The 26,732-nt window shown below is 54.3% G+C and carries 25 protein-coding genes and 2 tRNA genes; 19 read left to right on the plus strand and 8 right to left on the minus strand.

Going from position 1 to position 26,732, the window contains the following annotated elements:
- Window positions 1–63: 63 nt before the first annotated feature.
- The 4 genes from MUU51_RS05990 to ghrA form a co-directional block, all read right to left on the minus strand.
- Window positions 64–549, minus strand: coding sequence for a DUF1097 domain-containing protein (locus MUU51_RS05990; RefSeq protein ID WP_258967334.1), 486 nt, complete (start codon window positions 547–549; stop codon window positions 64–66).
- Between the two features lie 103 nt (window positions 550–652).
- Window positions 653–1,207, minus strand: coding sequence for a TorD/DmsD family molecular chaperone (locus tag MUU51_RS05995; protein WP_159775109.1), 555 nt, complete (start codon window positions 1,205–1,207; stop codon window positions 653–655).
- Window positions 1,208–1,228: 21 nt separating this feature from the next.
- Entirely contained in the window at window positions 1,229–1,966 is a 738-nt protein-coding gene (locus MUU51_RS06000; RefSeq protein ID WP_258967335.1) for a phosphatase, read from the minus strand.
- A gap of 86 nt (window positions 1,967–2,052) precedes the next feature.
- Window positions 2,053–2,991 (minus strand): glyoxylate/hydroxypyruvate reductase GhrA, encoded by a 939-nt coding sequence (ghrA, locus tag MUU51_RS06005; RefSeq protein ID WP_258967336.1) that lies wholly within the window; start codon window positions 2,989–2,991, stop codon window positions 2,053–2,055.
- 268 nt (window positions 2,992–3,259) lie between these two features.
- Here ghrA and MUU51_RS06010 point away from each other — a divergent pair.
- Window positions 3,260–3,347, plus strand: a tRNA-Ser gene (locus MUU51_RS06010).
- A gap of 120 nt (window positions 3,348–3,467) precedes the next feature.
- Here the strand turns inward: MUU51_RS06010 and hisD are convergent.
- The 4 genes from hisD to MUU51_RS06030 all read right to left on the minus strand — a co-directional run bounded on the left by hisD (window position 3,468) and on the right by MUU51_RS06030 (window position 8,189).
- A complete protein-coding gene (hisD, locus tag MUU51_RS06015; RefSeq protein ID WP_258967337.1) occupies window positions 3,468–4,775 on the minus strand; it encodes a histidinol dehydrogenase in 1,308 nt (435 codons plus the stop codon).
- A 3-nt stretch (window positions 4,776–4,778) separates the two neighbouring features.
- Window positions 4,779–5,918, minus strand: coding sequence for a nuclear transport factor 2 family protein (locus MUU51_RS06020; RefSeq protein ID WP_159775101.1), 1,140 nt, complete (start codon window positions 5,916–5,918; stop codon window positions 4,779–4,781).
- A 232-nt stretch (window positions 5,919–6,150) separates the two neighbouring features.
- Window positions 6,151–7,122 (minus strand): nuclear transport factor 2 family protein, encoded by a 972-nt coding sequence (locus tag MUU51_RS06025; protein ID WP_159775099.1) that lies wholly within the window; start codon window positions 7,120–7,122, stop codon window positions 6,151–6,153.
- Complete coding sequence (locus MUU51_RS06030; protein WP_159775097.1) at window positions 7,119–8,189, minus strand: LacI family DNA-binding transcriptional regulator; 1,071 nt, start codon at window positions 8,187–8,189, stop codon at window positions 7,119–7,121. Before MUU51_RS06030 ends, MUU51_RS06025 begins: the two co-directional genes overlap by 4 nt.
- Before the next feature lie 365 nt (window positions 8,190–8,554).
- Here MUU51_RS06030 and MUU51_RS06035 point away from each other — a divergent pair, with 365 nt between their 5' ends.
- From MUU51_RS06035 to MUU51_RS06120, 18 genes are all read left to right on the plus strand, one after another.
- Complete coding sequence (locus MUU51_RS06035; RefSeq protein ID WP_159775095.1) at window positions 8,555–9,784, plus strand: MFS transporter; 1,230 nt, start codon at window positions 8,555–8,557, stop codon at window positions 9,782–9,784.
- Window positions 9,785–10,130: 346 nt separating this feature from the next.
- On the plus strand, window positions 10,131–10,997 hold the full coding sequence (locus MUU51_RS06040) for a MurR/RpiR family transcriptional regulator (protein WP_159775093.1): 867 nt from the start codon (window positions 10,131–10,133) through the stop codon (window positions 10,995–10,997).
- A gap of 18 nt (window positions 10,998–11,015) precedes the next feature.
- Window positions 11,016–11,594, plus strand: a complete 579-nt coding sequence (gene ddpX, locus MUU51_RS06045; RefSeq protein ID WP_159775091.1) for a D-alanyl-D-alanine dipeptidase — start codon at window positions 11,016–11,018, stop codon at window positions 11,592–11,594.
- Window positions 11,595–11,596: 2 nt separating this feature from the next.
- On the plus strand, window positions 11,597–13,159 hold the full coding sequence (locus tag MUU51_RS06050) for an ABC transporter substrate-binding protein (protein ID WP_258967338.1): 1,563 nt from the start codon (window positions 11,597–11,599) through the stop codon (window positions 13,157–13,159).
- A gap of 57 nt (window positions 13,160–13,216) precedes the next feature.
- Window positions 13,217–14,239 (plus strand): ABC transporter permease, encoded by a 1,023-nt coding sequence (locus MUU51_RS06055; RefSeq protein WP_159775087.1) that lies wholly within the window; start codon window positions 13,217–13,219, stop codon window positions 14,237–14,239.
- Complete coding sequence (ddpC, locus tag MUU51_RS06060) at window positions 14,236–15,129, plus strand: D,D-dipeptide ABC transporter permease (protein WP_258967339.1); 894 nt, start codon at window positions 14,236–14,238, stop codon at window positions 15,127–15,129. The genes MUU51_RS06055 and ddpC overlap by 4 nt, the downstream gene beginning before the upstream one ends.
- Window positions 15,129–16,115, plus strand: a complete 987-nt coding sequence (locus MUU51_RS06065; RefSeq protein ID WP_258967340.1) for an ABC transporter ATP-binding protein — start codon at window positions 15,129–15,131, stop codon at window positions 16,113–16,115. Before ddpC ends, MUU51_RS06065 begins: the two co-directional genes overlap by 1 nt.
- The gene (locus MUU51_RS06070) at window positions 16,108–17,067 is read left to right on the plus strand and encodes an oligopeptide/dipeptide ABC transporter ATP-binding protein (protein WP_258967341.1); all 960 of its coding nucleotides are present in this window, start codon (window positions 16,108–16,110) and stop codon (window positions 17,065–17,067) included. Before MUU51_RS06065 ends, MUU51_RS06070 begins: the two co-directional genes overlap by 8 nt.
- A 133-nt stretch (window positions 17,068–17,200) precedes the next feature.
- Window positions 17,201–17,288 (plus strand) — tRNA-Ser (locus tag MUU51_RS06075).
- A 264-nt stretch (window positions 17,289–17,552) separates the two neighbouring features.
- On the plus strand, window positions 17,553–19,088 hold the full coding sequence (locus MUU51_RS06080) for an ABC transporter substrate-binding protein (protein WP_159775079.1): 1,536 nt from the start codon (window positions 17,553–17,555) through the stop codon (window positions 19,086–19,088).
- A gap of 16 nt (window positions 19,089–19,104) precedes the next feature.
- Window positions 19,105–20,046, plus strand: coding sequence for an ABC transporter permease (locus MUU51_RS06085; protein ID WP_159775077.1), 942 nt, complete (start codon window positions 19,105–19,107; stop codon window positions 20,044–20,046).
- Window positions 20,046–20,915: an ABC transporter permease gene (locus MUU51_RS06090; protein WP_159775075.1), complete on the plus strand. Its 870-nt coding sequence runs from the start codon at window positions 20,046–20,048 to the stop codon at window positions 20,913–20,915. Before MUU51_RS06085 ends, MUU51_RS06090 begins: the two co-directional genes overlap by 1 nt.
- Entirely contained in the window at window positions 20,915–22,132 is a 1,218-nt protein-coding gene (locus MUU51_RS06095) for an amidohydrolase/deacetylase family metallohydrolase (protein ID WP_159775073.1), read from the plus strand. Before MUU51_RS06090 ends, MUU51_RS06095 begins: the two co-directional genes overlap by 1 nt.
- Window positions 22,129–23,148, plus strand: a complete 1,020-nt coding sequence (locus MUU51_RS06100; RefSeq protein WP_159775071.1) for an ABC transporter ATP-binding protein — start codon at window positions 22,129–22,131, stop codon at window positions 23,146–23,148. Before MUU51_RS06095 ends, MUU51_RS06100 begins: the two co-directional genes overlap by 4 nt.
- A complete protein-coding gene (locus MUU51_RS06105) occupies window positions 23,141–24,130 on the plus strand; it encodes an ABC transporter ATP-binding protein (RefSeq protein WP_258967342.1) in 990 nt (329 codons plus the stop codon). The genes MUU51_RS06100 and MUU51_RS06105 overlap by 8 nt, the downstream gene beginning before the upstream one ends.
- A 9-nt stretch (window positions 24,131–24,139) precedes the next feature.
- Window positions 24,140–24,619, plus strand: a complete 480-nt coding sequence (locus MUU51_RS06110; protein ID WP_258967343.1) for a RidA family protein — start codon at window positions 24,140–24,142, stop codon at window positions 24,617–24,619.
- A gap of 19 nt (window positions 24,620–24,638) precedes the next feature.
- Window positions 24,639–25,838: an aminotransferase class V-fold PLP-dependent enzyme gene (locus MUU51_RS06115; protein ID WP_258967344.1), complete on the plus strand. Its 1,200-nt coding sequence runs from the start codon at window positions 24,639–24,641 to the stop codon at window positions 25,836–25,838.
- A gap of 27 nt (window positions 25,839–25,865) precedes the next feature.
- Window positions 25,866–26,663, plus strand: a complete 798-nt coding sequence (locus MUU51_RS06120; RefSeq protein WP_258967345.1) for an IclR family transcriptional regulator — start codon at window positions 25,866–25,868, stop codon at window positions 26,661–26,663.
- Window positions 26,664–26,732 lie beyond the last annotated feature (69 nt).

Consider the following 26,732-nt stretch of genomic DNA (forward strand, 5'->3'; position numbering starts at 1 on the left):
TTCTGGTTCAGACAAAAAAAGCGTAGCCCCGAGGCTACGCTTTTTTTGTTTCTTGTTCGACGATTATTGCTTCACGGCGTTATCCGGTGCCTGCCGTCTGGCACTTCTTGCTGCCAGCCATAACCCGCTATTTTTCATCGCGTAGCCAAATATCAGCCCTACCAGCAGCGACGGCACCACCAGCTTCCAGTCGCCCTGCCCTGCAAACGTGGCACAAGCCCCGATGAACGTGCCCGGCACAAAAGACAGCAACAGCTGTTTGGCCTGCAGGCACATCAGGAACGCCACCACACCGGTCATGACATAGCCGAAGATTTCCAGATGCGGCGCCAGCGCGCTGCCATGGATAATCACCAGCGCCCATACCACACCGCTCAAGACGGTGGCGGTTGCGATGGCGAGACCTTTCAGCCCACCTTGCGGACAGGCAAAGTAAGCGGTACAGCCGAGGAAACCCGCCCAGCTGAGCAGGCCGAGAGACACGGCTACCCATCCCCAGAGTCCGGAGAGAATGCCTGTTGTCAGTGCGAGAGAGAGAAGTATGTTCATGCCGCGCATCATAGCAGATACGCGGTTTCCAGATGAGATCACGAGCACAAAATTTGCAACGGATGATGTATCGTTACATTTTATATGTGATTAAGATCACATATCACTGTTCGCTACTTTCTTCGATCTCATCCCACATCGCTGAGATTGCCTCGCGAGTGATAGTCGACTGCGTGCGCCAGAATGGCGTCGTGGCGTGCGCTTCAACTTTCCCGAGGAATGTCCCGACCCACGGCAGCAGATAGTCCGTGAACAGCGTATCGACCGCTTCACTTTCATCATCCGCGGAATTGTCTTCCAGCCAGGACGCCGCCAACAACAACGTGCCGATATGGTCGGCAGGCGTGTCGCTCAGCGGCATGCCGCGTGAGGACAGGAAGCTGCGCACTTCAGCCTCGGTCGCGCCTTCAACCCATGCGCTGCGGTACGGAGAAACGCTGCACTCGTCGCCAACAAACAGTGCATTGTAGTCTGCGGAGATTTGTTGCATATCGCAGCTCTTTTGCAGGCGCTCCAGCAGCTCATCCTGTTCCAGCGGCCAGCTCGCCGCCAGTTTGCCATCACGAATGAGGTTAAACAGCGGGACCAGCAGCGGGTCCTGCGGCTGGCGATAGTACAATGAGCCCAGAACGCGGCAGAGGATTGAAAACTCGTTCATTCAATTATTCCATTCAGAGAATTACAGTTCAGCAAATTCGGCTATCGGCGGCACGCCGCGCGATTCGAGGAAATCCAGGAAACGGCGCGGCGTAACGTTAAGAATACGGTCTTCCGGGAACTCGACAGCGTCGAGAATCTTACGGCATTCGGTAAAATTGCCCAGCGTAAACGCGGTGTGGGAGTCAGAACCTAACGCCACCCAGCCCCCAGCGTCACGCACCGCCGCGGCTACGGCCCGACAGTTATCTTCGCTGCCCGGACGAGATGAAACAAACGAGGAGTTGTTAATTTCCAGCGCGACATGGTGCTTCGCCGCCGCTTCCGCCACGGCGTTGATATCAATCGGAAACTTCGGGTTCCCCGGATGACTAATCATGTGGACATTGCCGCTGGCGATAGCGGCAATCATCGCTTCGGTGTGCGTGGCTTTATCCTGCGGCGGGAAAACCGGCTCATGGAAACCGGCAATGATGAAATCCAGCGACGTCAGCATTGGGCCGGTGCAGTCAATTTCGCCGAGCGTGTTTTTAATGTTGGATTCGATCCCACGCAGAATACCCACGCCATCAACCATTCGCGGCCAGATACGCATATTCACGAAATGCCAATAGTGCGGGGCATCGGCCATATCTGGACCGTGATCGGTAATGGCAAACAGTTTGATCCCTTTACGTTTCGCTTCGGCGATATAGTCATGAAGGGTGCTGTAAGCGTGGGTGCTGGCGACGGTGTGCATATGCAGGTCAACAGGATACATCACATTCTCCTCTTTCTTTATATGTCCAAGCATAGCAGGAATGGGCGGCCTTTATTAGCGAAAAACCCGGCATTGCCGGGTTGAACTCAGTATCCGCGGGCCCTGTCGACCTGCCTAGTGACCGTCTCTCCGCGCTCCAGGCCGGTGATGGTTTTACCGATATAGGCAATGGCTTCCTGCGGTCGGGTAACCGCCGCAATGTGCGGCGTCATGGCCACGCGAGGATGGCGCCACAGCGGGCTTTCCACCGGCAATGGTTCACGGCTGAACACGTCGAGCATCGCACCCTTTAACTTGCCATTTTCCAGCGCGCGCAACAGTTCATCTTCATTGACATGTACACCGCGTGCGAGGTTCAGCAGATAGCTCTTATCCTGCAATTGATTGAGCAGCGCATGATTGATGATGCCGACCGTTTCCGCCGTGTTCGGCAGCAGGTTAATCAGCACGCGCGTTTCACGCAGGAAATCACCCATTTCACTTTCACCCGCGAAGCTCTGCACATTCGGCCAGTCTTTATGGCTGCGGCTCCAGACGCGCACCGGGAATCCCCAGGCCAGAAGGCTTTCCGCCACTTTACTGCCGAGCACACCCGCGCCCATAATGCCAATAGTGAACTCTTCACGGGTAAATTCTGGCAGCGGCTCCCAGCGCGTCTCCTGCTTGAGCGCCTGATAATCATCAAAGCGACGGAACCAGTGCAGCACCTGGCTGACGGCGTACTCCTGCATCTGCAAGCCCATGCCGGTGTCTTCGAGGCGGAACAGCGGAATGGAAAGTGGTAGCATCTCCGGGTGTTCTCGCAACTTACTGAGAATGGAATCGACGCCTGCGCCCAGCGCAAAGACGGCTTTCAGCTCACGACCTTGCAGCATTTCAACCGGCGGGTGCCACACCAGCGCGTAATCGGCGGGCTCATTGTCACCGCTTTTCCACTCACGGACGCGGGCGCCCGGCAGTTGTTTTTCCAGCGCGGCGATCCACCACTGGGTGTCGAAGGTGGGATGGTAAAAAATAATCTCCATACTGCTCTCCTTTATATACTGCGCCTTTCTTATGCAGGTCTGCGGCGCGTCGATTTCGTGTTGTTTTATATTGGTTTGTCAGCATAGCAAATTTTTGCAGCCTGTCGGCGGAAAGGCGAATGCTGAGAAAAAAAGCGAATCGCGGTTATTACGAAAGCAGGTTGGACGAAGTTTGTCTTATTGGACGTTTTTTTGAAAAAGTTGATTGACGTAAGTTACGCTTTTCCCTACATTAGCGCCCGTCCCAGCAGCGTTGGGACGACAATATGGTGAGGTGTCCGAGTGGCTGAAGGAGCACGCCTGGAAAGTGTGTATACGGCAACGTATCGGGGGTTCGAATCCCCCCCTCACCGCCATATTTGAAGAAGAGCTCGTACGAAAGTACGAGCTTTTTTTTCGTCTGCAGTTTGCAAGGCCGCAATAACGTCATTGCGGCCTTGCATGCCTGTGCGGAAAACACATTTCCGTCGCTCAGGTCAATCCTTTTGCCCCGCCGTAATTTCATCTATTGCCTGAGGATCCAGGCGGATTTCAGCGGCGCGACGATGCGCCTGCATCCCCTCGGTTCGACTCTGACGCACCGCAGGTGCTGCAATGGCAGCAACTCCGTGGTCATCTATCCATTGATGGGTGCAAATCTTCACATAAGCACCGACCCAAAGTCCGCCGGTGTAACGCGCTGCCGCCATGGTTGGCAGCGTATGATTGGTGCCACAGCATTTGTCCGAAAACACCACGCTGGCGTTTTGTCCAATGAACAGCGAACCATAATTACGGATCTTACTGGCGGTGCCATGCGGGTCGCGAGTGTGGACCTGCAGGTGCTCTGTCGCGATATGATCGGCCCAGGTAATCAGCTGCTCTTCATCTTTGCAAATCACGATTTCGCCCTGCCGTTTCCAGGCCTCACCCGCAGTGACTGCCGTTGGCAGGTTCAGCAACTGCCGTTCAATTTCAGCCAGGGTTTGCTGCGCAACGCGCTCACTGGTAGTGGCCAGGCCGACACGGGTGTGAACATCATGTTCTGCCTGTGCCAGCAAATCGGCCGCCAGGATACGCGGATCGGCACTGTCATCAGAGACGATATAGATTTCGCTCGGCCCGGCAAGCGCATCGATACCCACTTTGCCAAACACCTGGCGTTTCGCTTCATTCACAAACGCATTGCCAGGCCCCACGATTTTATCGACAGCCGGGATCGACGCTGTACCCCAGGCCATCGCGGCAATAGCCTGAGCGCCCCCAACTTTGAAAATACGGTGCGCACCCGCCAGATGGCAAATGGCGATCATCGCAGAGTGAGCGCCTGGCGGTAAGCAGGCGATGATATTGTCGCATCCGGCAACCACCGCAGGCACGATTGACATAATCGGCGCAGACAGAATCGGGTAGCGTCCACCCGGCACATAGCAACCTACCGTTTCAATGGGAATAATGCGATGACCGAGGTGTACACCGGGTAGCGTTTCAATCTCAAGCGGCTGCATCGTCGCCAGTTGTGCCTGCGCAAACCGTTTGACCTGAGCAATAGCGAATTCGCTGTCCTTACGGGTCTGCGGGTCAATCCCGGCAAGCGCCTCCTCTATTTCCTGCGCGGAAACCTCGAACGCCTCCGGCACGGTACGGTCGAATTTTGCAGAGAAATCACGTAGCGCCTCATTGCCCCGGGCACGAACCTGCGCAATAATCTGCTGCACGGTTGTACTCAACGTAAGATCGGCTTGCAGATCCTGTCCCTGTGGTCGCTTGACAAACTGGACCTCGTTATCACTGATCCGACTCATTGTTCAGGCCTCCATCTGACCCAGTTTAATTTGCGCCAGCAGAGCCAGATGATCGTAAATCACCCACTCATCCACAATCTTGCCATTCACAATGTGGTAATGGGACATCCCCATCACGAACAGTCGCTCGCCGGTTGGTTTACCCAGTTCGCCATAGCCAAGATGGTGCCCTTCCATTATCCAGCGAATCGCCACTTTGGTGCCGCCTTCATCGCAAGGGTTCGAGCACACGTGCTGCGGGATCCATGCGCCATCCGGGATCATCCCAATCAGCGCCAGCGTTTGATGAATCACAGCGGCCTGGCCGTAAAGTTCCTTCATCAATGGACCATGCCATTGCACATTCGGGGCATAGACGTCCTTGATTTTACCCAGCATGCGACGGTTATAAATTTCATGGAACCATTGCAGACATTGCGCTTCGATATCGGTATGGGCGATAGAGTCATCACATGCCATTTCCGGAGGATACTGGCCGACCAGGCGGCGATTCTCGCCAATATCGGTGACGCGGAAGCCTTTATCAAATTGCTCCTTCGCCATCCCGTAAGCCACGGCATCGGTATCAAGCCCTAACTGGCGCATCATCGACATATTGTCGCTGACCAGCCACTCACGATAGATTTTATTTTCGAAGATCATACAGTCGGCGACTGTCCGGGTCACAAACGTGCGATTGGTCGGTTTACCCAGATGACTGTATTGGGTATGGCGGCCGGTACCGGTGACCAGATGCGAGGTATAAAAACCGTTAATATCATCCCCGTTCCAGATAACCTGGGTCGCCATCCCACGGCGGTCCGGGAATGCAACCAGGCGCTGAATAGTATCTTGCACAACCTGCTCGCGGTTATACATTGTCCCCAGTGCGTTATATAACACGCAGTTGTGGGTATAGTGGGTATAAATTAAACCGACATCACGTTCGTCCCAAATTTTATGGGTACAGCGCACGATATAATCGACAATATCGGTATAGCAATCATCAAAGCCCCGAAGTGATTGCGCACGTGGCCGTTTTTCTGGTACCAGATCGACAAAGTCATGACGCTCAACCTGTAATACAGGTTCATCACGGCTGGATTTTACATTACTTTTTTCTGCGACTGCCGGTGCTTTTTGGGTAGTTTCAGTTGAAGACATATAACCTCCTGCATTGCATTTATATTATGTCGCATTCTGTACACGTTATTTATGCCCACCCCGTTGCAGCAGAAATATCGTTTTATATACACAGACTACGGCTACAGTGACGCCTCACCTAATTGCGGTGATAATGCTGATTAAAAAAATGTAGACAAATGCTTCCCGCAATAAACAGACGGTTTATCGCTTCGAAATTCTTTATTTTAAGGGGAGTGTTTCTCCCCCTGGATTAACTGTAGATCTGCGACCAGATAGCTAATTCATCGATCCCCAGATATTCACGTATGATTAACCCGTCGCGTAATTCAAGTTGGCTAATACCGGTAATCGATATTGGGCGACGAGACGGTGCGCCAAATTGACCATATCCATCATGCCAGGTTAATAACGACCAGCGTAAAGAGAGTCTCACGGGTTCATTTGCATCACGACGAACAATCAAATGATGAAGCTGCGTTTCGCTATCGGCAAATGAAGCACGATAGCCTGACAGGAAGGCACCGATATCCTGCTCGCCAGTGCGTAACACATGTCCGGGCCCATGCAGCGTCGCCGCCGGATGGTACAGCCCAGGCACCACACCGCTGTTGCCGCCCGCCCACATCGACAGATAGCGCTCCACAAGCCCCGCCAGCGCGCCTTCAACGTCATCACCTTCCGGGCCACCAGCCCAGAGAGCATCCAGTTCTTCTGCCGACAGCATCTCGATGCCTGCTTCCTGACGCGTCCGCACCAGTTCGCACGCGAACTCCCGGACATTGAGCCCAATCTGGTTAATGATCGCCGCTCTGTCCTGTAACAACCATTCCTGGCGAACCGCGCCTTCGGCACAAATACGGTCGGTAAATGTACGCACCCACAGGGTGTTACCGCTGGGTAACCCATAAAAACCTTCGCCCGAATGCTGAATACAGGCCAGCGATCTCTGCGCTGCATAATATTCGTTATGCGCAGAGTGACTACACAGAATGTCTTCGGTCAGGACTTTACGCTGCGGAAAACTGTGCATCGCTTCCAGCGTTAAACGCATAAACTGCGACAGGTCGGTGAGCCGCTTTTCCGGCGTCTGAAACACGACGGGGGTGGCGTAGAAGTCGGCCAACTGACCAATATCCTTTTGCTCCCATACCACGTGCGTCAGAGTCAAAATAAATTGTTGGATAGAATCAAACTGTGGGCTGAAGCCCGGTAACCTGCTCATTCAACCTCCTGCAACTGGAACAGCGAGACGCCATCTTTTTCCACCACGCCCGCCTGTGGGCGCCGGGCAGAGTGACGGACCACCAGCAGTCCGGGCACCACCACCTGCTCAGGTTCAATCGTTCCGCTATCAATCTGTTTCATCAGTAACGCCACCGTTGCCTGAACCATGGCTTCTACGGGCTGCGAGGCTGAAGTCAGCGCATAAGAAGGCCAGCCAGAAGGCCCGGTATCGTCATAGCCAATCACCGAGACATCTTCCGGGATGCGCAGACCAAATTCGTAGCGCGCAACATCCATTACCGTCAGGGCCATATGATCGTTTGCGGCGAACACGGCATCAGGCGTGGGTGATACCGAGAAGAGTTCGCTGGCTGCCCGTCGGGTTTGCTCTGCATCGTAATTTCCCTGAACCACATGGACAGAGGCAATGCCCTGGCGGTGAAGGGTTTCCGTAAAACCCTTCTGCCGCGCCTGGTTCACCGACGAATCGGCAATCCCCGCGACATAAGCAAAACGATGATGCCCCCCGGCCAACAAAAAGTGGGCTATTTGTCGGGCAGCCGTTTCGTTATCGCTATTCACGCTGGAGACCATGCCGCTCTCCTCGCTGCGATTAAACAGCACCACCGGGATCCCTGCGGCCACGCACTCCTGCGATAATTCCATCGACAGCGAGACTGACGCCAGCACGATACCGTCGACGCGATACTGCATGATTTGGTCAAAAATCCGGTCGACGTTGCCGTCACGATCGCCGACAAACAGCAGTAAATGGTAATTAAGCTCATCCAGTTTTTGCGCCAGCGTCTCAAGCACCTGCGGATAAAATTGGTTGTCGAAGTAGGACATCACCACCCCAACAATCCGCGAACGTGCAGTATTGAGCGAACGGGCAATAGCGTTAGGCCGATACCCCAGTTCGCGTGCTGCTTTCAGCACTTTTTCACGCGTCGCCGGTGAGATACTCGCCCCTGGGGTAAAGGTCCTTGAAACAGCGGATTGTGACACGCCCGCTATCTGTGCAACCTGTTGCGACGTCACCGGACCAAAAGTCTTACGTTTCATTGCCGCGGTTCCTTTTTAACATTTCAGCCATCACGCTTAAGTCCCCTAACCTCTTGTTATATCAGTGTAACGGACTCACCGGGCAACGCCAGACTGGCGTCTTTGGTCCTCAGCGGAATGTCTTTTTTTATACTTACACCATCTTTGCATGCGTATGCAACAAACAAAATTATTTTTTTCACATTTACAAACTTAACCTTTACAACTTGGAAACCTTTTCATAACTTCATTGCTTGCATTCGTATGCAATGAACTAAAAAATGCCGTCAGTGATACCGGTAAGATGCGGTCTGCGACAGCGGATGGTCCCGGTTAATGCCGTACTTGATGGGTAATCCCCCCTTCATTAAAAGAGGTTCACCACCATGTTTCGTGCACTCCTTCGTCGTTCAGACGTCAGACTTTTTTTCTGCATCAGCGTTCTGTTTTACATCTGTATTCACAGCATTGATGCGTTTCTGGCCCCGATGCTGATCAGTGACGGTATGCAACCCGAAGTTGTGGGATTAATTATGGGGGCCAGCGGTCTGGCGACGCTGTTTGTCCGCTTCCCGATCGGCATCCTCTCTGATGTGGTAAAGAGCCGTAAGATTTTCATCCAGCTCAGCTTGCTGTTACCGCTGGTCACCTGGCCGATTGCGTGGCTGGAACCTAATTATGTCACCCTGTATATCGCGAAAGCAGCTGACGGGATGACGGCGGCCACATGGGTTTTGTACAACGTCTTATTTATTCGTTACTTTGATCGCAAAGATGCGCCAGCGGCTGTGGCGCTACTGGCGCTTGCCGGGCCGCTGGGCGTTTTTCTCGGTAACTGTATCGGGGGCACGCTGATCCACTTTTTTGGCCATGGCGCAGGGTATTTTGTTTCAAGCATCTCCGCATTTATGGCACTGATCCTGACGATACGTATCAAGGATGTGCATGATGCAACGCGGGCACCGACATTGAGTGCCTGTATCTTAAGTGCCCGTCGACAACTGGCCGATCCCTCGGTCTGGTTGATTGGCTTACTTGCGACCCTCGTAATACTGGTACCCTATGCCACCCGCGATACCTTAACGCCAATCTATGCTCAACAGCTTGGCGGCAAAGCCGGCATCCTGACCCTGTTAAGCAATGTTCATTTGCTGTTTTATGCGCTGGCTATCGCGCTGTGTAGTTCGGTGTTTTATTCCCGCCTCGGACTGCTGAATACCGCGCTGATTGCTGTCGTGATGCAGATAGTCTCCAGCGTCGCCATTCCCTATACCAGTAATCTGTATATCATTTATCTCTGGCAGGCGATGGCTGGCTTTTCGTTTGGGGCCGCCTTTGCCGTCACCATGTCATTGAGTGTGGTGAACACCGCCGAAGATGAACAGTCGACACGAATGGGGCTGTTTCAGACTATCTATTCCTGCGGCATGTTTGTCGGTCCGGTGTTAATGGGCATCATGTTGCAACACGTGAACCTGACCTCTGGATATTTAGTGATTGGCGCGCTGTCGATACTGTCGCTGATCATCACCCCGCTTGCCGCACGCAGTGTGCAACACAGACAACTGCCTAAAACCAGCGCCGGTACTGCCGCACTGAGCGCCGCCAGAGAGTAAATCACGGCAGTCGCGCTTCTTGCGACGGACCACAACGCCTCTGCCCCCGATGACGGCTGTCGGGGTGCTGAGCCGGAATATTTTGGTCCTGTGTTAAGGGTCAATAATCAGATGTGAGTGTCATAAATGTTAATTTAATGTTTTATTTTTGTGATGCACCATCCGCTTTCATTGCACTGCTTTTGTGCATTTTTTGGCCCCCGCCTACGATTATCTTTCACCTGAGTACACCGCATTCGCTGTAGACCGCGTTTTCCTGCGCCCCCGGCAACATGGCATACATCGTGCTTTGTTATTCAGGTAACACGCCATGAAAGTATGAGAGCACGCTGTCATCGAGGCGACCATGAGCGATAACGCAGACCTGTTCAGAAAAATTGAATCCGCTTTCAGCCTTCTTACGCCAAGTGAAAAACGAATTGGCGCCTGGCTGCTGAGCCATCGGGAACATATTCCCTTTGAGACTGCCGACAGCATTGCGCTGGCGACCGGCACCAGCGGCATCACCGTGGGGCGCTATTTACGCAAGCTTGGTTACCGCAATCTCGAGGATGTTAAAAACAGCCTGAAAGTGCATTCAAGCTCGCCGTATCGCCACTGGGGCGTGACCGACAGGCTGGATAGCTGGGCGCAGCAGCAACACCAGCCTGACCGGGAAAGCCTCTCGCTGCAGATGGAGCTGGATGCCATACGCTACGTTTACCATCTCGCTTCACAGGAAACCTTCACTCGCATCAGCCAGCGAATTGCGCATGCTGACGCCATTATCGTGGTCGGCATCCAGTCGACCCGCGGAATCGCCAATACCTTCTTCAGCCATCTCGAATATCTGCGCCCGCGGGTTATCTACGCCGACGGCAGTTCCGGCAGCTGGCTGGAAGCGCTGAATTCTGAGTACCGCGATCCCTATATTGTGCTGACGGATACGCGCGCCTACTCCATCACCGCACGCCAGTTTTGTCAGGCGGCGGCGGCCCGCAACATCCCAATGGCGCTGGTCACCGATATCTGGTGTCCGTGGGCGCGCGATTACCCACTGGATTTATTACAGGTCAAAACCGATACCGGTCATTTCTGGGATTCCCTCGCACCGGTGAGTTGTCTTTTCAATCTGTTGCTGTCGGCGGTAGTAGAACAGTTGGGTCCGGCACTCCCGGAACGGCTTGCGCACAATCGCCAGCTCCAGCAGGAATTTGGGCAGTTTGAACGTTAATCAGACAGGAAAGTTGAGATGAGTGAGGAACAACAACTGGTCGATATCGCCGCCCGCTTTCCCGGGTTGAAGATAGACCTGAAATACGCCACCACCGATAACATCACCGGTCGGGCGATTTACAGTGAAGCACGTTGTCTGCTGCATCCAGAGGCCGCAAGGGCACTGGAGAAAAGTCTGGCGATTGCCGATGCAGCCGGATTGACGCTACTGGTGCTGGACGCCTATCGCCCGCAACAGGCGCAGGCGTATCTGTGGGAGGCCTGTCCTAATCAGGAATATGTCGTCCCGCTGTCACGCGGCTCGAACCACAGTCGTGGCACCGCCATCGACGTCACATTGCTGGACGGTCAAGGTGAACCGCTGGATATGGGCACCGATTTTGATGAGATGGATGTCCTTTCACATCCTTACCATCCGGACGTTCCCCTGACTGCCCAGCGCAATCGTCTGTTGCTCAACGCCATTATGTTCGGTGGCGGCTTTGTCGGGATCACCAGCGAATGGTGGCATTTTGAAGTGCCGGGTGCGGCCGGTTATCCGCTGCTTGATGATGTATTCACCTGTATTTCTCCAGACCAACGCGACGGAGTTTAGCCATGAACAAGACCCACACAGCCTCTTTACGTTTTCGCCCTCTGCTGCTTGCTGCGGCCCTGGCAGCCTTTGCTCATCCGGCTTTAGCGGCCGTTCCAAAAGATATGCTGGTGATTGGCAAAGCCGCCGATCCGCAAACCCTGGATCCGGCAGTGACCATTGATAACAACGACTGGACCGTCACTTACCCGGCTTATCAGCGTCTGGTGAAATACAAAACCGAAGACGGCAAAGGGTCAACCGATGTCGAAGGTGATCTGGCGGAAAAATGGCAGGCCTCTGACGACGGTAAAACCTGGACCTTTACCCTGCACAACAACGCACAATTTGACGACGGCACACCGGTTACCGCTGAAGCCGTGAAACTCTCCTTCGAACGCCTGTTACGCATCAAGCAAGGCCCGTCGGAAGCCTTTCCTGCGAGCCTGAAAATTGATGCGGTCGACCCGACAACGGTGCGCTTTACCCTCAGTGAACCGTTCGCTCCGTTCCTACACACCCTCGCCAATGACGGGGCTTCCATCATTAACCCAACGGTATTGAAAGCACACGCTGCCGATGACGCCAGGGGTTACCTGGCGGAGCATACCGCCGGATCAGGTGCTTTTAAACTGCAACGCTGGCAAAAAGGCCAGCAGTTAATCCTCGTCCCTAACCCCCATTTCAGCGGCCCGGCCCCGGCCTTTAAACGCGTCAGCGTAAAAATTATCGGTGAAAGCGCAGCCCGTCGCCTTCAGGTCACAAAAGGTGATGTGGACATTGCCGACGCCCTGCCGGTGGATCAGTTCGCGGCACTGAAAAAAGAAGGCAAAGTGGCGGTCAATGACTACCCTGCGCTACGGGTTACTTATCTGTATCTGAACAACAGCAAACCGCCGATGAACCAGGTTGACCTGCGGCGTGCGGTATCCTGGGCGACCGATTATCAGGGGATGGTGAAAGGGATCCTCGGCGGTAATGGCAAGCAGATGCGCGGGCCTATTCCGGAAGGGATGTGGGGTTACGACGCCAACGCCATGCAGTACAGTTTCGACCTCGACAAAGCCAAATCGGCATTAGAGAAAGTTGCCAGCAAGCCGTCATCGCTGACCTTCCTCTATTCCGATAGCGACCCTAACTGGGAACCTATTGCCCTCTCGACGCAGGCAAACCTGCAAAAACTGGGGATAGGCGTCAAGCTGGAGAAACTGGCGAACGCCACCATGCGCGAGCGCATTGGTAAAGGGGATTACGACATCGCCATCGGTAACTGGAGCCCCGATTTTGCCGATCCGTATATGTTCATGAACTACTGGTTCGAATCCGACAAAAAAGGGCTGCCGGGGAACCGCTCGTTCTATAGCAATCCGCAGGTAGATGCGCTGCTGAAAAAAGCCGTCTCAACCACCGACCAGACCGCGCGTACCCAGGATTACCAGGCGGCGCAAAAAAGGGTCATCGATGAGGCGGCTTATGTCTATCTGTTCCAGAAAAACTATCAGGTCGCCGTCAATAAAGAGGTCAAAGGCTATGTGTTTAACCCCATGCTGGAGCAGATCTTCAACATCGCGGAGATGCACAAATAACCCTCAGCATCATTACCACACGATGCCAGGCCTTCGGGCCTGGCAGAGGGCGTCAATATGAGTTTCTGGAGTTTACTACGCCAGCGCTGCTGGGGACTGGTTCTGGTCGTCATCGGGGTTTGTGTGATCACCTTTATTATTTCACACCTGATCCCCGGCGACCCGGCGCGGCTGTTGGCTGGTGAGCGAGCCAGCGATGAAATTGTGCAGCACATTCGTCATCAACTGGGGCTGGATCTGCCGCTGTGGCAGCAATTCGCCCATTATGTCAACGCCCTGGCCCACGGCGATTTGGGCACCTCCATCCGTACCGGCCGCCCGGTGCTGGAAGATTTGCGGGCCTTTTTCCCTGCGACCCTTGAGCTGGCAATCTGTGCCTTGTTTATTGCGCTGATTGTCGGTGTCCCCCTGGGGGTGCTGTCGGCAGTTTACCGCAATCGCTGGACCGATCATCTGGTGCGACTGATGGCGCTGACCGGAATCTCCACTCCAGCATTCTGGTTGGGACTCGGGGTTATCGTGCTGTTTTACGGCAAGCTCAATCTGCTACCGGGTAGCGGACGGCTTGATGACTGGCTTGACCCGCCGGCCCGTATCACCGGTTTCTATCTCATTGATTCGCTGCTGGCCGGAGATATGGAGGTGTTCTTCAACGCGCTACAGCACCTGATATTGCCTGCTTTAACGCTGGCGTTTGTGCACGTCGGGATTGTCGCCCGCCAGATCCGCTCCGCGATGCTGGAACAACTGAGCGAAGATTATGTCCGCACCGCGCTGGCAAGCGGTCTGAGCAAGTTCACCATCGTGGTGCGCTACGCCCTGCCGAATGCGCTGATCCCTTCCGTCACGGTACTGGGGCTGGCACTCGGAGACCTGTTGTACGGCGCGGTACTCACCGAAACGGTGTTCTCCTGGCCCGGGATGGGGGCTTACGTTGTGACCTCTATTCAGTCCCTCGATTTCCCGGCGGTGATGGGCTTCGCCATCGTGGTGTCGTTTGCTTACGTGCTGGTGAATCTGGCCGTTGATTTATTGTATTTGTGGATTGATCCGCGCGTTGGAAGGGGAGAAAAACAATGATAATGACCCAGCAACAACCGCTGGCGGTGGTGAAAAGGAACCCCGCACTAATCTGGAAACGCCGACTGTGGCTGTTACGTAAAAGCCCGTTAACCCTTATCGGCGGTGGGATCATGGTGCTGGTGCTACTGCTAATGGTCTTCTCCCCGTGGCTGGTGCCACACGATCCGAATGCTATCGATCTCTCCGCCCGTTTGCAGGCGCCGTCTCTTGCCCACTGGTTCGGGACCGATGAAGTCGGACGGGATCTCTTTAGCCGGGTGTTGATTGGCAGCCAGCAGTCGGTGGCCGCCGGGCTGGCGGTGGTGCTTATCGCCGGGATCAGTGGTTCGCTGCTGGGCTGCCTTTCCGGTGTGCTCGGCGGGCGCAGCGACGCCCTTATTATGCGGCTGATGGACATCATGTTGTCGATTCCCTCACTGGTGCTGACCATGGCGCTGGCGGCGGCACTCGGCCCCAGCCTGTTCAACGCTATGCTGGCCATCGCCATTGTGCGCATTCCGTTTTATGTACGCCTGGCGCGCGGCCAGACGCTGGTGGTGCGTCAGCACACCTTTGTTGAGGCATCCGTCACCTTTGGCGCCTCCCGTTGGCATTTGATCAGTTGGCATATTTTGCGTAATGCCCTGCCGCCGCTGGTCGTTCAGGCATCGCTGGATATCGGCAGCGCCATTCTGATGGCCGCAACACTGGGGTTTATCGGTCTGGGAGCGCAACAACCGACGGCAGAATGGGGAGCGATGGTCGCTAATGGGCGCAATTATGTGCTTGATCAGTGGTGGTATTGCGCCTTTCCTGGGGCTGCCATACTGATTACCGCAGTGGGGTTTAATCTGTTTGGCGACGGAATTCAGGACCTGCTGGATCCGAAATCGGGAGAGCGTCAGTGATGAGCGAACAGGTATTAAGCATTCAGGACCTGCGTTTAAGCTTCCCGCTCTATCAAAGCGAGGCGCATGTACTGAACGCGGTTTCCCTGCACGTTAACCGTGGGGAAATCGTCGGTGTGGTGGGTGAGTCAGGATCCGGTAAATCAGTGACGGCAATGGTCGCGATGCGCCTGATCCCGTCCGATAGCTACCATATCAATAGCGGCAGCGTGAACCTGCTCGGTACTGATATGCTGACAGCGCCGGAGAAAACCTTACGAACGCTACGTGGCCGTCGGGTGGCGATGATCTTCCAGGAGCCGATGACCGCCCTCAATCCTACACGCCGCATTGGCAAACAGATGGTCGATGTGATTCGGCAGCACCGCAGGTTATCAGTCCGCGATGCCCGCACGCATGCCGCCTCGCTGTTAACCGATATGCAAATAGCCGATCCGTTACAGGTGATGGACCGCTACCCTTTTGAACTTTCCGGCGGGATGCGTCAGCGGGTGATGATTGCCCTCGCCTTCTCGTGCGATCCGGACCTGCTGATTGCCGATGAACCGACTACCGCGCTGGATGTGACAGTCCAGCGCCAGGTGCTGCGGCTGCTGAAACAAAAAGCAAAAGCCACGGGTACCGCCGTCCTGTTTATTAGCCATGATATGGCGATCATCGCCCAGCTTTGTGACCGTTTGTATGTGATGTACGCCGGATCGGTAATCGAAAGCGGGGATACGCACAGCTTGTTGAACCATCCACAACATCCTTACACCCTCGGTTTGCTGAACAGCGCGCCAGAATTCCGCGAGCCTCGTTCAACGCTGCCTTCTATTCCTGGAACGGTGCCCAACCTGGCAAATTTACCGACAGGCTGTGTCTTCCGCGAGCGCTGCTTCGCCGCGGGTGAAGCCTGTGGCAACGTGCCCCCTTTACGTCCGCTGGATGACGGCAGTCGGGCCATCGCCTGCTGGTATCCACAACAGGAGAACGCGCATGTCTGATTGCCTGCTCGAACTGACCGATGTTCACCTTGCCTTCCCGTCCCGGAGAAACTGGCTCGGTAAGGTGACCGAATATGTTCATGCGCTCAATGGCCTGGATTTAACGGTACGACGCGGCGAAACGCTGGGCATTGTGGGAGAATCTGGCTGCGGCAAAAGCACCCTGGCAAAACTGTTGATGGGAATGCTGACGCCGGGCACAGGCCAGCTCGATCGTTCCCGCTTACCGGCAGACAGACCTGGAGGCGGAATGCAGATGGTGTTTCAGGATCCGCTCTCCTCCCTTGATCCACGGCTGCCGGTCTGGCGCATTATCACGGAGCCGGTATGGATTGCATCACGCTCCAGTGAAAAAGTGCGCCGGGCGCTGGCAGAAAAACTGGCGCAACAGGTCGGGGTACGGCCAGAGTATCTTGACCGCCCACCGCACGCCTTTTCCGGCGGGCAGCGACAGCGTATCGCTATCGCCCGCGCGTTATCTGCCCAGCCCGATATTATGGTGCTCGACGAACCCACCTCGGCACTGGATATTTCAGTACAGGCGCAAATCCTGAATCTGCTGGTGACGTTGCAGCGACAGCAAAATCTGACCTACATTCTCATTTCGCATAACGTCTCGGTAGTGCGTCATATGAGCGACCGCGTGGCGGTGATGTATCTCGGCCAGGTGGTGGAAATGGGCGAGACTCAAAGCGTGCTCGAAGCACCGGCCCATCCTTATACCCGGCTGCTGATGGAATCCGTGCCCCGCCTCGACACCCCGCTGGGCGAAGCGCCGCAAAACACCGAGCTGCCCGGTAACCGCCATCTCCCGACAGGCTGCTATTTTCGCGAGCGCTGTCCGTGGGCTGAAAGTGGCTGCGCAGTGCCTCAACCGTTGCGCAGGTTGACAGACAACCATGCCACGCGTTGCTGGAAAGCGGAGGAAATCATCGCAATGGGAGGTAAATAAAAGCGGAACCGCGAAGGGGTGTTCATTGCTTAACCGAACACGCCAAAAACAGGAAAATATTCTTGACCGTTTTCATCCAACTCCCTATAGTAGCGCCCCGTTGCCCCCGAGAGGAAAGGCAGCGATACAATATGGTGAGGTGTCCGAGTGGCTGAAGGAGCACGCCTGGAAAGTGTGTATACGGCAACGTATCGGGGGTTCGAATCCCCCCCTCACCGCCATATTTGAAGAAGAGCTCGTACGAAAGTACGGGCTTTTTTTTCGTCTGTAGAACAGGCCACGGAGTCCAGCTTCGCGCTGCCTTACACGGTTTGCCTACCCTTCCTTCGCTTTTCGCTCAAAAACCACCCCAAAATGTGAATCAGATTCAGAAAATACAATACGGGACCAAAAGTATTTGACCCCCTTTTCGGAAACTGCAATTTTACATCCCGGTTACACAAATAAAACATATATTCCATAATTGTGAAACAGGGTAACAATACATGCGCAAAATATTACGGTACACCCTTGTCGCCTTACTGACGTTAAGCTGTGTAAGTGTTTCCGCACAAAGTGAGCCTGCGAAAGGCGGCATTATCAATGTCGCCATGATTGGCGAGCCTCCCACCCTTGACCCGATGGTCTCGACCGCTGACCTGGTGGGAACCATTACCCAACACATTTTCGAAACGCTATATACCTTTAACGGCAAAAGCCAAGTGATTCCGCTGCTCGCCAACGCAATGCCAACCCTTTCTGACGACGGCAAAACGTATGTGATCCCACTGCGTCATGGCGTTACATTCCATAATGGCCAGCCGATGACGGCAAAAGATGTACTCGCGTCATTACAACGCTGGGAGAAAATTTCCAGTCGTGGACGTCAGACCGCAGAAAAAATTACCGAACTCTCCGCGCCCGACGATTACACCATCAAAATTGTTCTGAACCAGCCCTATGCGCCGATGCTGGCACTGCTGTCGCTTAACAATTCAGCGGCTGTCATCATGCCGGAGGCGCAAACCACAGAATCTCCATTGACCACGTTCATAGGTACTGGGCCTTACCAATTAAAATCCCATCAACCCGATCGCTTTATTCAACTGGTTCGATTTGTGGGTTATCACAACCTGGAGGGTGCTCCCGATGGCTACGGCGGCGCACGTAAGCAGTATCTGGATGAGATCCGTTTTGTGCCGGTCACCGATCCCAATACGCGTGTTGAAGGTGCGATTTCCGGTCAGTTTGAGTATGTCGACTCGCTGCCGGTGGAATCCTTTAACAAGATACAGGGTGGAAAAGATAAACCTGTCCTGCTGAAACCCTACGGTTGGCCAGTATTTGTCATGAACACCAAACAAGGGGTGGCGTCGAATATTCTGATAAGGAAAGCTATTCAGGCCGCACTGGCACCGCAAGATATGATGACTGCAGCGTTCGGTTCCCCTGAGTTTTTCACCCTTGATGGCGCGATGTACCCCAAAGGAAATATCTGGCATACCGAAGAGGATACGTCGCTTTATCGGTCAATGGGCGATACCGCCAAAGCACAGCAACTGTTGAAGCAGGCAAATTATCAGGGTCAGCCGCTGCGCATTCTGACCAGCCGCCAGTATGAGTTCCACTACAAGCTTGCGCAGGTGGCTCAGGCCTACCTGGAAGCCGCAGGATTTAAAGTCCAGCTTGATGTTCAGGAATGGGCATCGTTGACTCAAAACCGCGCGAACCCTGCGCGCTGGGATATGTACATCAGCCACAGCCCTTTCCTGCCAGAACCTTCACTGACCGGCATCATGTCTGACACCTCACCAGGTTGGTGGAGCACCGATAAAAAACATGCTGCCTTACAGGCTTTTAATAGCGAGACAGATCCGCAAAAGCGCATAGCGTTATGGGCCAATGTGCAGAAAGCCATTTATGAAGACGTGCCGATGTTTAAAGTCGGAAACTTTAATGCCCTGGCCGCGCAGTCCCCGCGTTTACAGGGCGTCACGCCTGCGCCATGGCCGTATTTCTGGAATGCCTATCTCACCCAATAACACGCAGAGGTTCTGGATGATACGTTCAACGTTACATCGTTTATTTGGCATGGCCGTCGTGATGGCTATTGTCATTAGCCTCGTGTTTCTGATTGTCCATATTACGCCCGGCGATCCTGCTGCGGTTATGTTAGGACCTGATGCAACCGGCGCTGATATTGCCGCCCTGCGCGATCAGATGGGGTTAAATGCCCCACTGTGGCAGCAGTTTTTTCACTACATAATCGGGGTGCTGCATGGAGACTTAGGTCGCTCTATATTCCTGAATATCCCGGTGACAGAAGCTCTGTGGCAGCGGGCTGAACCGACCTTTTTCCTGACGCTGATGGCGTTGCTGGTAGCGACGCTTATCGCTCTACCTGTCGGGATTTTATCCGCTTACTACCGCGGATCATGGTTCGACCAAATCGCCACATCCGTGGCCATGCTTTCAGCCAGTATTCCCTCTTTCTGGCTGGGCCTGCTCTTTATTCAGTTCTTTGCCGTCAAACTCGGCTGGTTCGATACCTCAGGCTATGGCGGCCCCACGGCCACCTTTGGCGAACGAATGAATCATCTGTTGCTACCTGCACTTTCATTGGGTGCGGTGTGTTCAGCCCTGATTATGCGTTTTACCCGCGCCAGTATGCTCGATGTACTGAATGATGATTACGTACGTACCGCGCGGGCTAAAGGGATGTCCGAGTATCGCGTGGTGGTAAAACACGCATTTAAAAATGCGCTCATCCCCGTAGTAACCGTTATCGGACTGACCGCCGCACTGCTTATTTCGGGCGCGATCGTCACCGAAACAGTATTTGGTATCCCAGGCGTCGGTAGCCTCACCGTTTCGGCGGTATTACGCAGGGATTATCCCGTTATTCAGGGTACGTTGCTGGTCATTTCTGGCCTGTATGTGCTGATGAATTTCGCGGTCGATATGTTGTATCTGTGGATTGATCCGAGGGTACGTTACTGATGTCTATTTCACTCGTTGTAAACACAAGCGCACGCCAGGATTCCTTTTTCTGGCAGTTAATGTCGCGACCGACGACTGCCATTGCCGCGGTTTTACTCGGCCTGATTGTCGTCAGCGCCGCGCTGGCACCCTGGCTTGCGCCTTTCAATCCTGGCCAACTGGCCATTATCCATCGTCTTAAGGCCCCGGACCTGCTCCATATTATGGGTACCGATGAACTAGGGCGGGATGTCTTTTCCAGAATCCTGTTCGCCGGACAAACGTCGTTAAGCGTGGGCATTTCCGTGGTGGTTTTCACCTCTATCACCGGCGTATTACTCGGCTTACTTGCAGGATATTTCCGCGCATTAGATGCCCCTCTTTCACGACTGATTGACGCCATGATGGCGTTCCCGGACATCCTGCTGGCAATTGCACTGGTCGCCGCACTTGGCCCCTCCTCTACGAACGTAGTTATCGCGTTGGGGATTGTTTACACGCCGCGAATGGCAAGGGTGATTCGCGCATCGACTCTGGTCATCCGTGAACTGCCGTACGTTGAAGCCGCCAAAGCTCTGGCCGTACCAACACCGGTGATTTTATATCGTCATATTCTGCGCAACCTGACGTCGCCACTGTTAGTGCAGTGTACGTTTATTTTTGCCAACGCCATTCTGGCGGAGGCCGGTCTGTCCTTCCTGGGCGTCGGCGTTTCGCCGGATATTCCAACTTGGGGCACGATGATAAGCCAGGGCCGTCAATATATGGATCAGGCCAGCTGGATCATGCTGTTCCCCGGTCTTGCCATTGTGATTACCGTTCTGTCGCTCCAGTTACTGGGCGATGGGTTGCGCGACTTACTCGATCCTCGACTTGCAAAAGGTGCCTGATGAATACTGACAATACACAAATTCAAGAAGCGTTATTGATCAAGGCAGTGAAGCCAATTGGCTTTGCGGCGGCGATGCCACAAACCGAAAACGGCTGTGTAGATATTTTGATTGGTAGCGACGGACGCGTGATGCACGCTGCGGCAAATATCCGTCCAACCCGTGACGTTAAGATAATCAACGGCAACCGCAGCTGGCTGTCGCCGGGTTGGACAGATTTACACACCCACATCTGGTATGGCGGCACCGATATCTCTATTAAGCCCGAAGTATGCGGCCTGTCGCGTGGCGTCACCACGCTGGTCGATGCCGGTTCCGCAGGGGAGGCGAACTTCCATGGCTTACGCGAGCTGATAATAGAATCGGCCAGTGAAGACATTTTTGCGTTTTTGAATCTGGGATCCATTGGCCTGGTCGCTTGTAACCGCGTTAGCGAATTAACCGGACTGGCCTCGGTCGATGTTGACCGCATTGCCGCCACGGTCGAAGCCAACCGCGATTTAATCGTCGGTTTAAAAGTCCGTGCCAGTGGGACCATCACGGGAGGCTGGGATATCGCCCCGGTCAAACTCGCCAAAAAACTGGGTCGAATCCTCAAATTACCCATTATGGTTCACGTCGGTGAACCGCTGCCATTGTACGACGATGTGCTGAAAGAGTTGGGCGAAGGTGACATTATTACCCACTGCTTTAATGGCAAAATCGGCGGCTCAATTCTCGAAGACGAAGAACTCTATCGCCTGGTGGAAACCTCCCAGGCACGGGGTGTGGTGATGGATGTCGGCCACGGCGGGGCCTCCTTCTCCTTCGATGTGGCCAAAGCGGCCTTGGGTAATAAGCTGCTACCTGACACCATTTCCACTGATATTCATAAGCGCTCGATGGCAGGCTCCGTATGGGATATGTCCACCACCATGTCGAAGTTGCTGTCGCTCGGTATGCCGCTTGTGGATGTTATCCATGCTTCCAGCACCCGTCCGCGCCAGGTTATCAATCGCCCTTACCCGAACGGTCTGCAATCAGGGGATCGCGCCAACTTCACCCTATTCGATTTGAACGATTCTGATTTGGTGGTACGTGATTCTAAAGGCGTGCCAAGTGCGCTGAAGCAGGTATTTGATCCCCGCTTTACCGTACTTGGGGCTCAATTCTGGGAAGCCTCACGCTATCAGCCCACTGAGACCACCACGCACTGCACCTGCGGGGGGCATGTATGACGTCAGCCCATCATGACGATGTCATTTTGTCGGTCAACGAACTGCAAATTTGTTTTGACCAGAAGCGTCAAAGTGTGATGCCGGTTGATGGTGTCACCTTTGACCTGAAGCGTGGACAAACGCTGGCCGTCGTCGGCGAATCCGGTTCGGGAAAATCGGTTACCAGCTTATCGATCATGGGGTTGCTGGCAAAAAATGGGCGGATAGCCGGAGGCGAAATTCTTTACCGCAACCGTAAACAGGAGAATTTGCGCCTGGATAATTTTACGCCTGCGCAGTATCAGACCCTCCGCGGCAAAGAGATTGCCATGATTTTTCAGGAACCGATGACCAGCCTGAACCCACTGTTCACGGTCGGCGAACAAATCATGGAAATGATCACCCTGCATCAGCCCATGTCCAAACAGGACGCGCGCCGCCGGGCTATTCAAATGTTGGAAAAAGTCGAGATCCCCGCCGCCGCGACGCGTATTGATGATTATCCCCACAGCATGTCAGGCGGGATGCGTCAGCGCGTGATGATAGCCCTGGCCCTCTCCTGCAATCCTTCGCTACTGATTGCCGATGAACCCACAACAGCGCTGGATGTCACTATTCAGGCACAAATACTCGATTTGCTCAAAAACCTGCAGCGTGAGATGGGAATGAGCATGATTTTCATCACGCATAATCTTGGTGTGGTGGCGGAAATCGCCCAGGATGTGGTGGTTATGTATGCCGGACGCGTTGTGGAACACGCTCCGGTCGATACGCTATTCGCTCATCCGCAGCACCCCTACACCCGCGGGCTACTGGCCTGCACGCCCAATAATCATGTGGCTGCCTCAGAAACCTCTCGCGGACAACTTTATGCTATCCCGGGCTCAGTCCCGCCGTTAAGCAACTTGCCCGCAGGATGTGCGTTCTCTCCCCGCTGTGAACATGTCAGCAATGCCTGTTTGACGGAGCGCCCAAAACTCCTGCCCACACGCAATGGCGCATTGTCGCGTTGTATCTGGAGTGACCATCATGAGTGAAATATTAACCACCCCATCCCTGCCGTTATTACGCGTCGAAGGGTTGTGCCAGTATTTTAAAACGCCGGATGGGCGCACAGTTCACGCGGTTGAATCGCTCACCTTCGATATAAAACGTGGCAGCACCGTGGGGCTGGTCGGCGAATCGGGTTCAGGGAAAACCACCGCCGGACGAGCAATTTTACGTCTGCTGGAACCCACCTCCGGCAAAGTGTTTTTTGACGATACCGATGTGCTGGCGCTCCCGCCAAAAGCGATGAAACGTTATCGCCAAAAAATGCAGATAATCTTTCAGGATCCGTTTTCCAGCCTCAATCCACGAATGAAAGTGGCGCAAATCATCGCCGAAGCGCTGAATACCTGCGGCTTTCCGACAGGTGAAGCACGTAAAAAGCGCATCGAGGCGTTGCTGATTCAAGTCGGGCTACAGCCGGAACATGCGGATCGTTACCCTCATGAATTTTCAGGGGGTCAACGTCAGCGCATCGGCATCGCCCGGGCCATTGCCGTGGAGCCAGATTTTATTGTGGCGGATGAATCCGTTTCTGCGCTGGATGTGTCAGTGCAGGCGCAGGTACTGAATTTACTCGGTGAATTGCAGGAATCCCTCGGGCTAACGCTGCTTTTTATTGCCCATGATCTCAGCGTCGTCGAGTATTTGTGTGACGAGGTCATCGTCATGTATTTAGGTCGCGTTATGGAGCGAGGCCCCTGTCGAGAGGTGTATTCCCGCCCACGCCACCCCTACACCCAAGCGCTGCTTTCCGCCGCCCCGATACCGGACCCAACGAAAAAGAAACAGCGCATCGTGCTCAAAGGCGATATTCCAAGCCCTATATCTCCGCCATCTGGCTGCGTATTTCGTACCCGCTGCCCAAGTGCCACTGACGCATGTGCCCAGAACATTCCGCAAGAACAACAGGTGAACGACGAGCACTGGGTAAGCTGCGTCCGCCTGCATGAACTCAATCACCAGGGGTAGGAACTGATCATGACCACGGATACTTTGCAGGGAATTACTTATCAACGTCTGGCAGAGCAAGGCATCGTGCTGCCCGCGTCACCTGCGCCGATAGCGAATTTTAGCTCCCACGTGATTGTGGGCAATTTACTGTTTCTCTCCGGACAGGGTCCCGTGGAAGCGGACAATAGAAAGCATCAAGGAAAAGTCGGCAGAGATGTTTCAGTAGAAGAAGCCTACCAGCACGCCAGGCTTACGGGCATCAACCTGCTGGCGGTCATGCATGAAGCGCTGGGGGATTTAGGACGCGTGAAGCAAGTGGTGAAATTGCTCGGGATGGTCAATGCGGACAGTGAATTCGCCGAGCACCCGAAAGTGATCAACGGCTGTTCCGATCTCCTGGTCAGTGTTTTTGGTCAACAGGGTATTCACGCCCGTTCGGCAGTCGGTTTTTCCTCTTTGCCCGCGCAAATTACTGTCGAAATTGAAGCCATCGTCGCCTTTGAGTAACACCAGGAAACTGTAAAAGATGAGAAACAATGAATTGAGTCGCGAACTCCACCTCACCCCGCTTATCAATGTGGCGGGCACTATGACCTATCTTGGTGCCTCCATCGTCGTCCCTGAAGCTATCGCCGCGATGCAGAAGATTTTGCCCGAGTTCGTTAAAATGGAAGAGTTGCAGCGCTACGCCAACGGAGTCATCGCTGAAATAACGGGCGCCGAAGCCGGCTTTATTACCTCTTCCAGCGCAGCGGCGATTTCGATGGTGATTGCGGGCTGTATCACCAAAGACAATCTGCTGGCGATCGAGCAATTACCGGATATCCACACTCCGCAAAACGAAGTGCTGGTGCAGGCCGGGCATCTGGTGAACTACGGCGCTTCCGTCGACCAGGCAGTCAAATTGACCGGGGCGAAGTGCGTGGCTATTGGCCAGGCGACACAATGTTCACCGTATCATCTGGAAAACAGCATCACCGAGCGCACCGTTGCCGCTATGTATGTTGTTTCGCACCACGTGGTTGATCACGGGCAATTACCACTGTCCCTGTTCTGTAAAATCTGCCACGCGCGTGACATCCCGGTGATCGTCGATGCCGCATCAGAATATGATTTACAGCGTTTCTTGCGTGACGGTGCCGACGTGGTCATATACTCCGGGCATAAATTTCTGGGGGGCCCAACATCCGGCATTATTGCCGGAAGAAAATCACTGATACGCAACGCCTGGCTGCAAAACCGCGGCATTGGCCGGGGCATGAAAGTCGGCAAAGAGAGTATTTATGGCGTAGTGGCCGCACTTCAGGCCTGGAAAAAGCGCGACCATCAAGCGGTTCGTCAGCGTGAAACGCAGGCCTTGCAGATATGGCGCGACGGCCTGCAGGAAAAACCAGGGATTAAGGTGTCGTTAGTTGCCGATCCAACAGGTAATCCGCTGGAGCGATGTAAAATCGTTATTGATCCGCAGAAAGCAAAGATAAGCGCATGGGATTTAAGCCACCTTCTGTCAGCGGGCCACCCCGCCATCATTGTGCGTGATCACGAGGCAGAAAAAGGCTATATCTATCTCGACCCCTGTAACCTGCATCATGAACAAGAATATACCGTGTTGGAGCGAATCCTGGATGAACTCAATCTTGCACAGCAATCAAAGGAAGCGATAATTACCCCCTTTGAGCAACACATATTGCAGCGTCAGCAGGCCGCACTACGCTGGCCAGATTAACCCGTCAATGCGCAGAAGGAAGAGATCATGAGCACTGAAACAGACGGACTTTCGCCCCCACAAAAACGTGCGCGTACCAGCGGTATCGATCGGGCATTACAGATTCTGGATTTATTACAACAGCATCAACACCCACTCACCTGTTATGAAATGGCTAAAGAGGCAGGCGCTCCGCTCTCTACTATTTATTCAGTAGTGGATGATCTGGTCAGTAAATCCATGCTCGAACGCCAGAAAAATGGACTGATCTGGTTGGGGCCACGGCTGTACTATTACGGGCTTTCCTATAGTCGTCAGTTGGATCTGCTCACCGTCGCCGCCCAGGAGATGGAAAACTTGAGCGAGACATGCGGTGAAGTGATCCAGATTTGCGGTAGAGACAACGATAAAATGGTGGTGCTGGCGATGGCCGAAGGGCGTGACCATTTTTATGTGTCATCGAAAGTCGGCACTCGAATCCCACTGAACTGGTCGGCTTCCGGACGCCTGCTGGTCGGCCATCTCAGTGAACATGAGCGTATCGAATTGTTCACCACTTCCGCCCCACCCTCACCAACAGGTCGGGCAGAAACCGATCCGCACCTGCTGGCGCAAAGTGCCGCCGTCGCGCTGCAACAGCGTCTGTCGATTCAGGCTAACGAATCAGACTTCTCTGTGGCGTGTATCGCGTCACCGATTTGTGACACCAGTGGCGTCTGCCGGGCTACCGTATCGATTGTCGTCCCGGCTAGTAAAGTCGATCAGACTCAGCCGGACCTACGCAAACTGGCACAATCCAGCGCCAAAACGATTGAGATGCGTCTCGGCTGGCGACAGGGGCCGTAGGTCTGAAAAGTGTAGCGCCATCAGGCAACAATACCCCGCCTCAGAAACAGCAAAGCCCGCATTTCGCGG

Source organism: Scandinavium manionii (assembly GCF_024764775.1).
GTDB lineage: Bacteria > Pseudomonadota > Gammaproteobacteria > Enterobacterales > Enterobacteriaceae > Scandinavium > Scandinavium manionii.

What these genes read in the sequence shown, in the direction of transcription:
- MUU51_RS05990 (WP_258967334.1), bottom strand. Translation starts at nt 549, where the DNA reads ATGAACATACTTCTCTCTCTCGCACTGACAACAGGCATTCTCTCCGGA.
- MUU51_RS05995 (WP_159775109.1), bottom strand. Translation starts at nt 1,207, where the DNA reads ATGAACGAGTTTTCAATCCTCTGCCGCGTTCTGGGCTCATTGTACTAT.
- MUU51_RS06000 (WP_258967335.1), bottom strand. Translation starts at nt 1,966, where the DNA reads ATGTATCCTGTTGACCTGCATATGCACACCGTCGCCAGCACCCACGCT.
- ghrA (WP_258967336.1), bottom strand. Translation starts at nt 2,991, where the DNA reads ATGGAGATTATTTTTTACCATCCCACCTTCGACACCCAGTGGTGGATC.
- hisD (WP_258967337.1), bottom strand. Translation starts at nt 4,775, where the DNA reads ATGAGTCGGATCAGTGATAACGAGGTCCAGTTTGTCAAGCGACCACAG.
- MUU51_RS06020 (WP_159775101.1), bottom strand. Translation starts at nt 5,918, where the DNA reads ATGTCTTCAACTGAAACTACCCAAAAAGCACCGGCAGTCGCAGAAAAA.
- MUU51_RS06025 (WP_159775099.1), bottom strand. Translation starts at nt 7,122, where the DNA reads ATGAGCAGGTTACCGGGCTTCAGCCCACAGTTTGATTCTATCCAACAA.
- MUU51_RS06030 (WP_159775097.1), bottom strand. Translation starts at nt 8,189, where the DNA reads ATGAAACGTAAGACTTTTGGTCCGGTGACGTCGCAACAGGTTGCACAG.
- MUU51_RS06035 (WP_159775095.1), top strand. Translation starts at nt 8,555, where the DNA reads ATGTTTCGTGCACTCCTTCGTCGTTCAGACGTCAGACTTTTTTTCTGC.
- MUU51_RS06040 (WP_159775093.1), top strand. Translation starts at nt 10,131, where the DNA reads ATGAGCGATAACGCAGACCTGTTCAGAAAAATTGAATCCGCTTTCAGC.
- ddpX (WP_159775091.1), top strand. Translation starts at nt 11,016, where the DNA reads ATGAGTGAGGAACAACAACTGGTCGATATCGCCGCCCGCTTTCCCGGG.
- MUU51_RS06050 (WP_258967338.1), top strand. Translation starts at nt 11,597, where the DNA reads ATGAACAAGACCCACACAGCCTCTTTACGTTTTCGCCCTCTGCTGCTT.
- MUU51_RS06055 (WP_159775087.1), top strand. Translation starts at nt 13,217, where the DNA reads ATGAGTTTCTGGAGTTTACTACGCCAGCGCTGCTGGGGACTGGTTCTG.
- ddpC (WP_258967339.1), top strand. Translation starts at nt 14,236, where the DNA reads ATGATAATGACCCAGCAACAACCGCTGGCGGTGGTGAAAAGGAACCCC.
- MUU51_RS06065 (WP_258967340.1), top strand. Translation starts at nt 15,129, where the DNA reads ATGAGCGAACAGGTATTAAGCATTCAGGACCTGCGTTTAAGCTTCCCG.
- MUU51_RS06070 (WP_258967341.1), top strand. Translation starts at nt 16,108, where the DNA reads ATGTCTGATTGCCTGCTCGAACTGACCGATGTTCACCTTGCCTTCCCG.
- MUU51_RS06080 (WP_159775079.1), top strand. Translation starts at nt 17,553, where the DNA reads ATGCGCAAAATATTACGGTACACCCTTGTCGCCTTACTGACGTTAAGC.
- MUU51_RS06085 (WP_159775077.1), top strand. Translation starts at nt 19,105, where the DNA reads ATGATACGTTCAACGTTACATCGTTTATTTGGCATGGCCGTCGTGATG.
- MUU51_RS06090 (WP_159775075.1), top strand. Translation starts at nt 20,046, where the DNA reads ATGTCTATTTCACTCGTTGTAAACACAAGCGCACGCCAGGATTCCTTT.
- MUU51_RS06095 (WP_159775073.1), top strand. Translation starts at nt 20,915, where the DNA reads ATGAATACTGACAATACACAAATTCAAGAAGCGTTATTGATCAAGGCA.
- MUU51_RS06100 (WP_159775071.1), top strand. Translation starts at nt 22,129, where the DNA reads ATGACGTCAGCCCATCATGACGATGTCATTTTGTCGGTCAACGAACTG.
- MUU51_RS06105 (WP_258967342.1), top strand. Translation starts at nt 23,141, where the DNA reads ATGAGTGAAATATTAACCACCCCATCCCTGCCGTTATTACGCGTCGAA.
- MUU51_RS06110 (WP_258967343.1), top strand. Translation starts at nt 24,140, where the DNA reads ATGACCACGGATACTTTGCAGGGAATTACTTATCAACGTCTGGCAGAG.
- MUU51_RS06115 (WP_258967344.1), top strand. Translation starts at nt 24,639, where the DNA reads ATGAGAAACAATGAATTGAGTCGCGAACTCCACCTCACCCCGCTTATC.
- MUU51_RS06120 (WP_258967345.1), top strand. Translation starts at nt 25,866, where the DNA reads ATGAGCACTGAAACAGACGGACTTTCGCCCCCACAAAAACGTGCGCGT.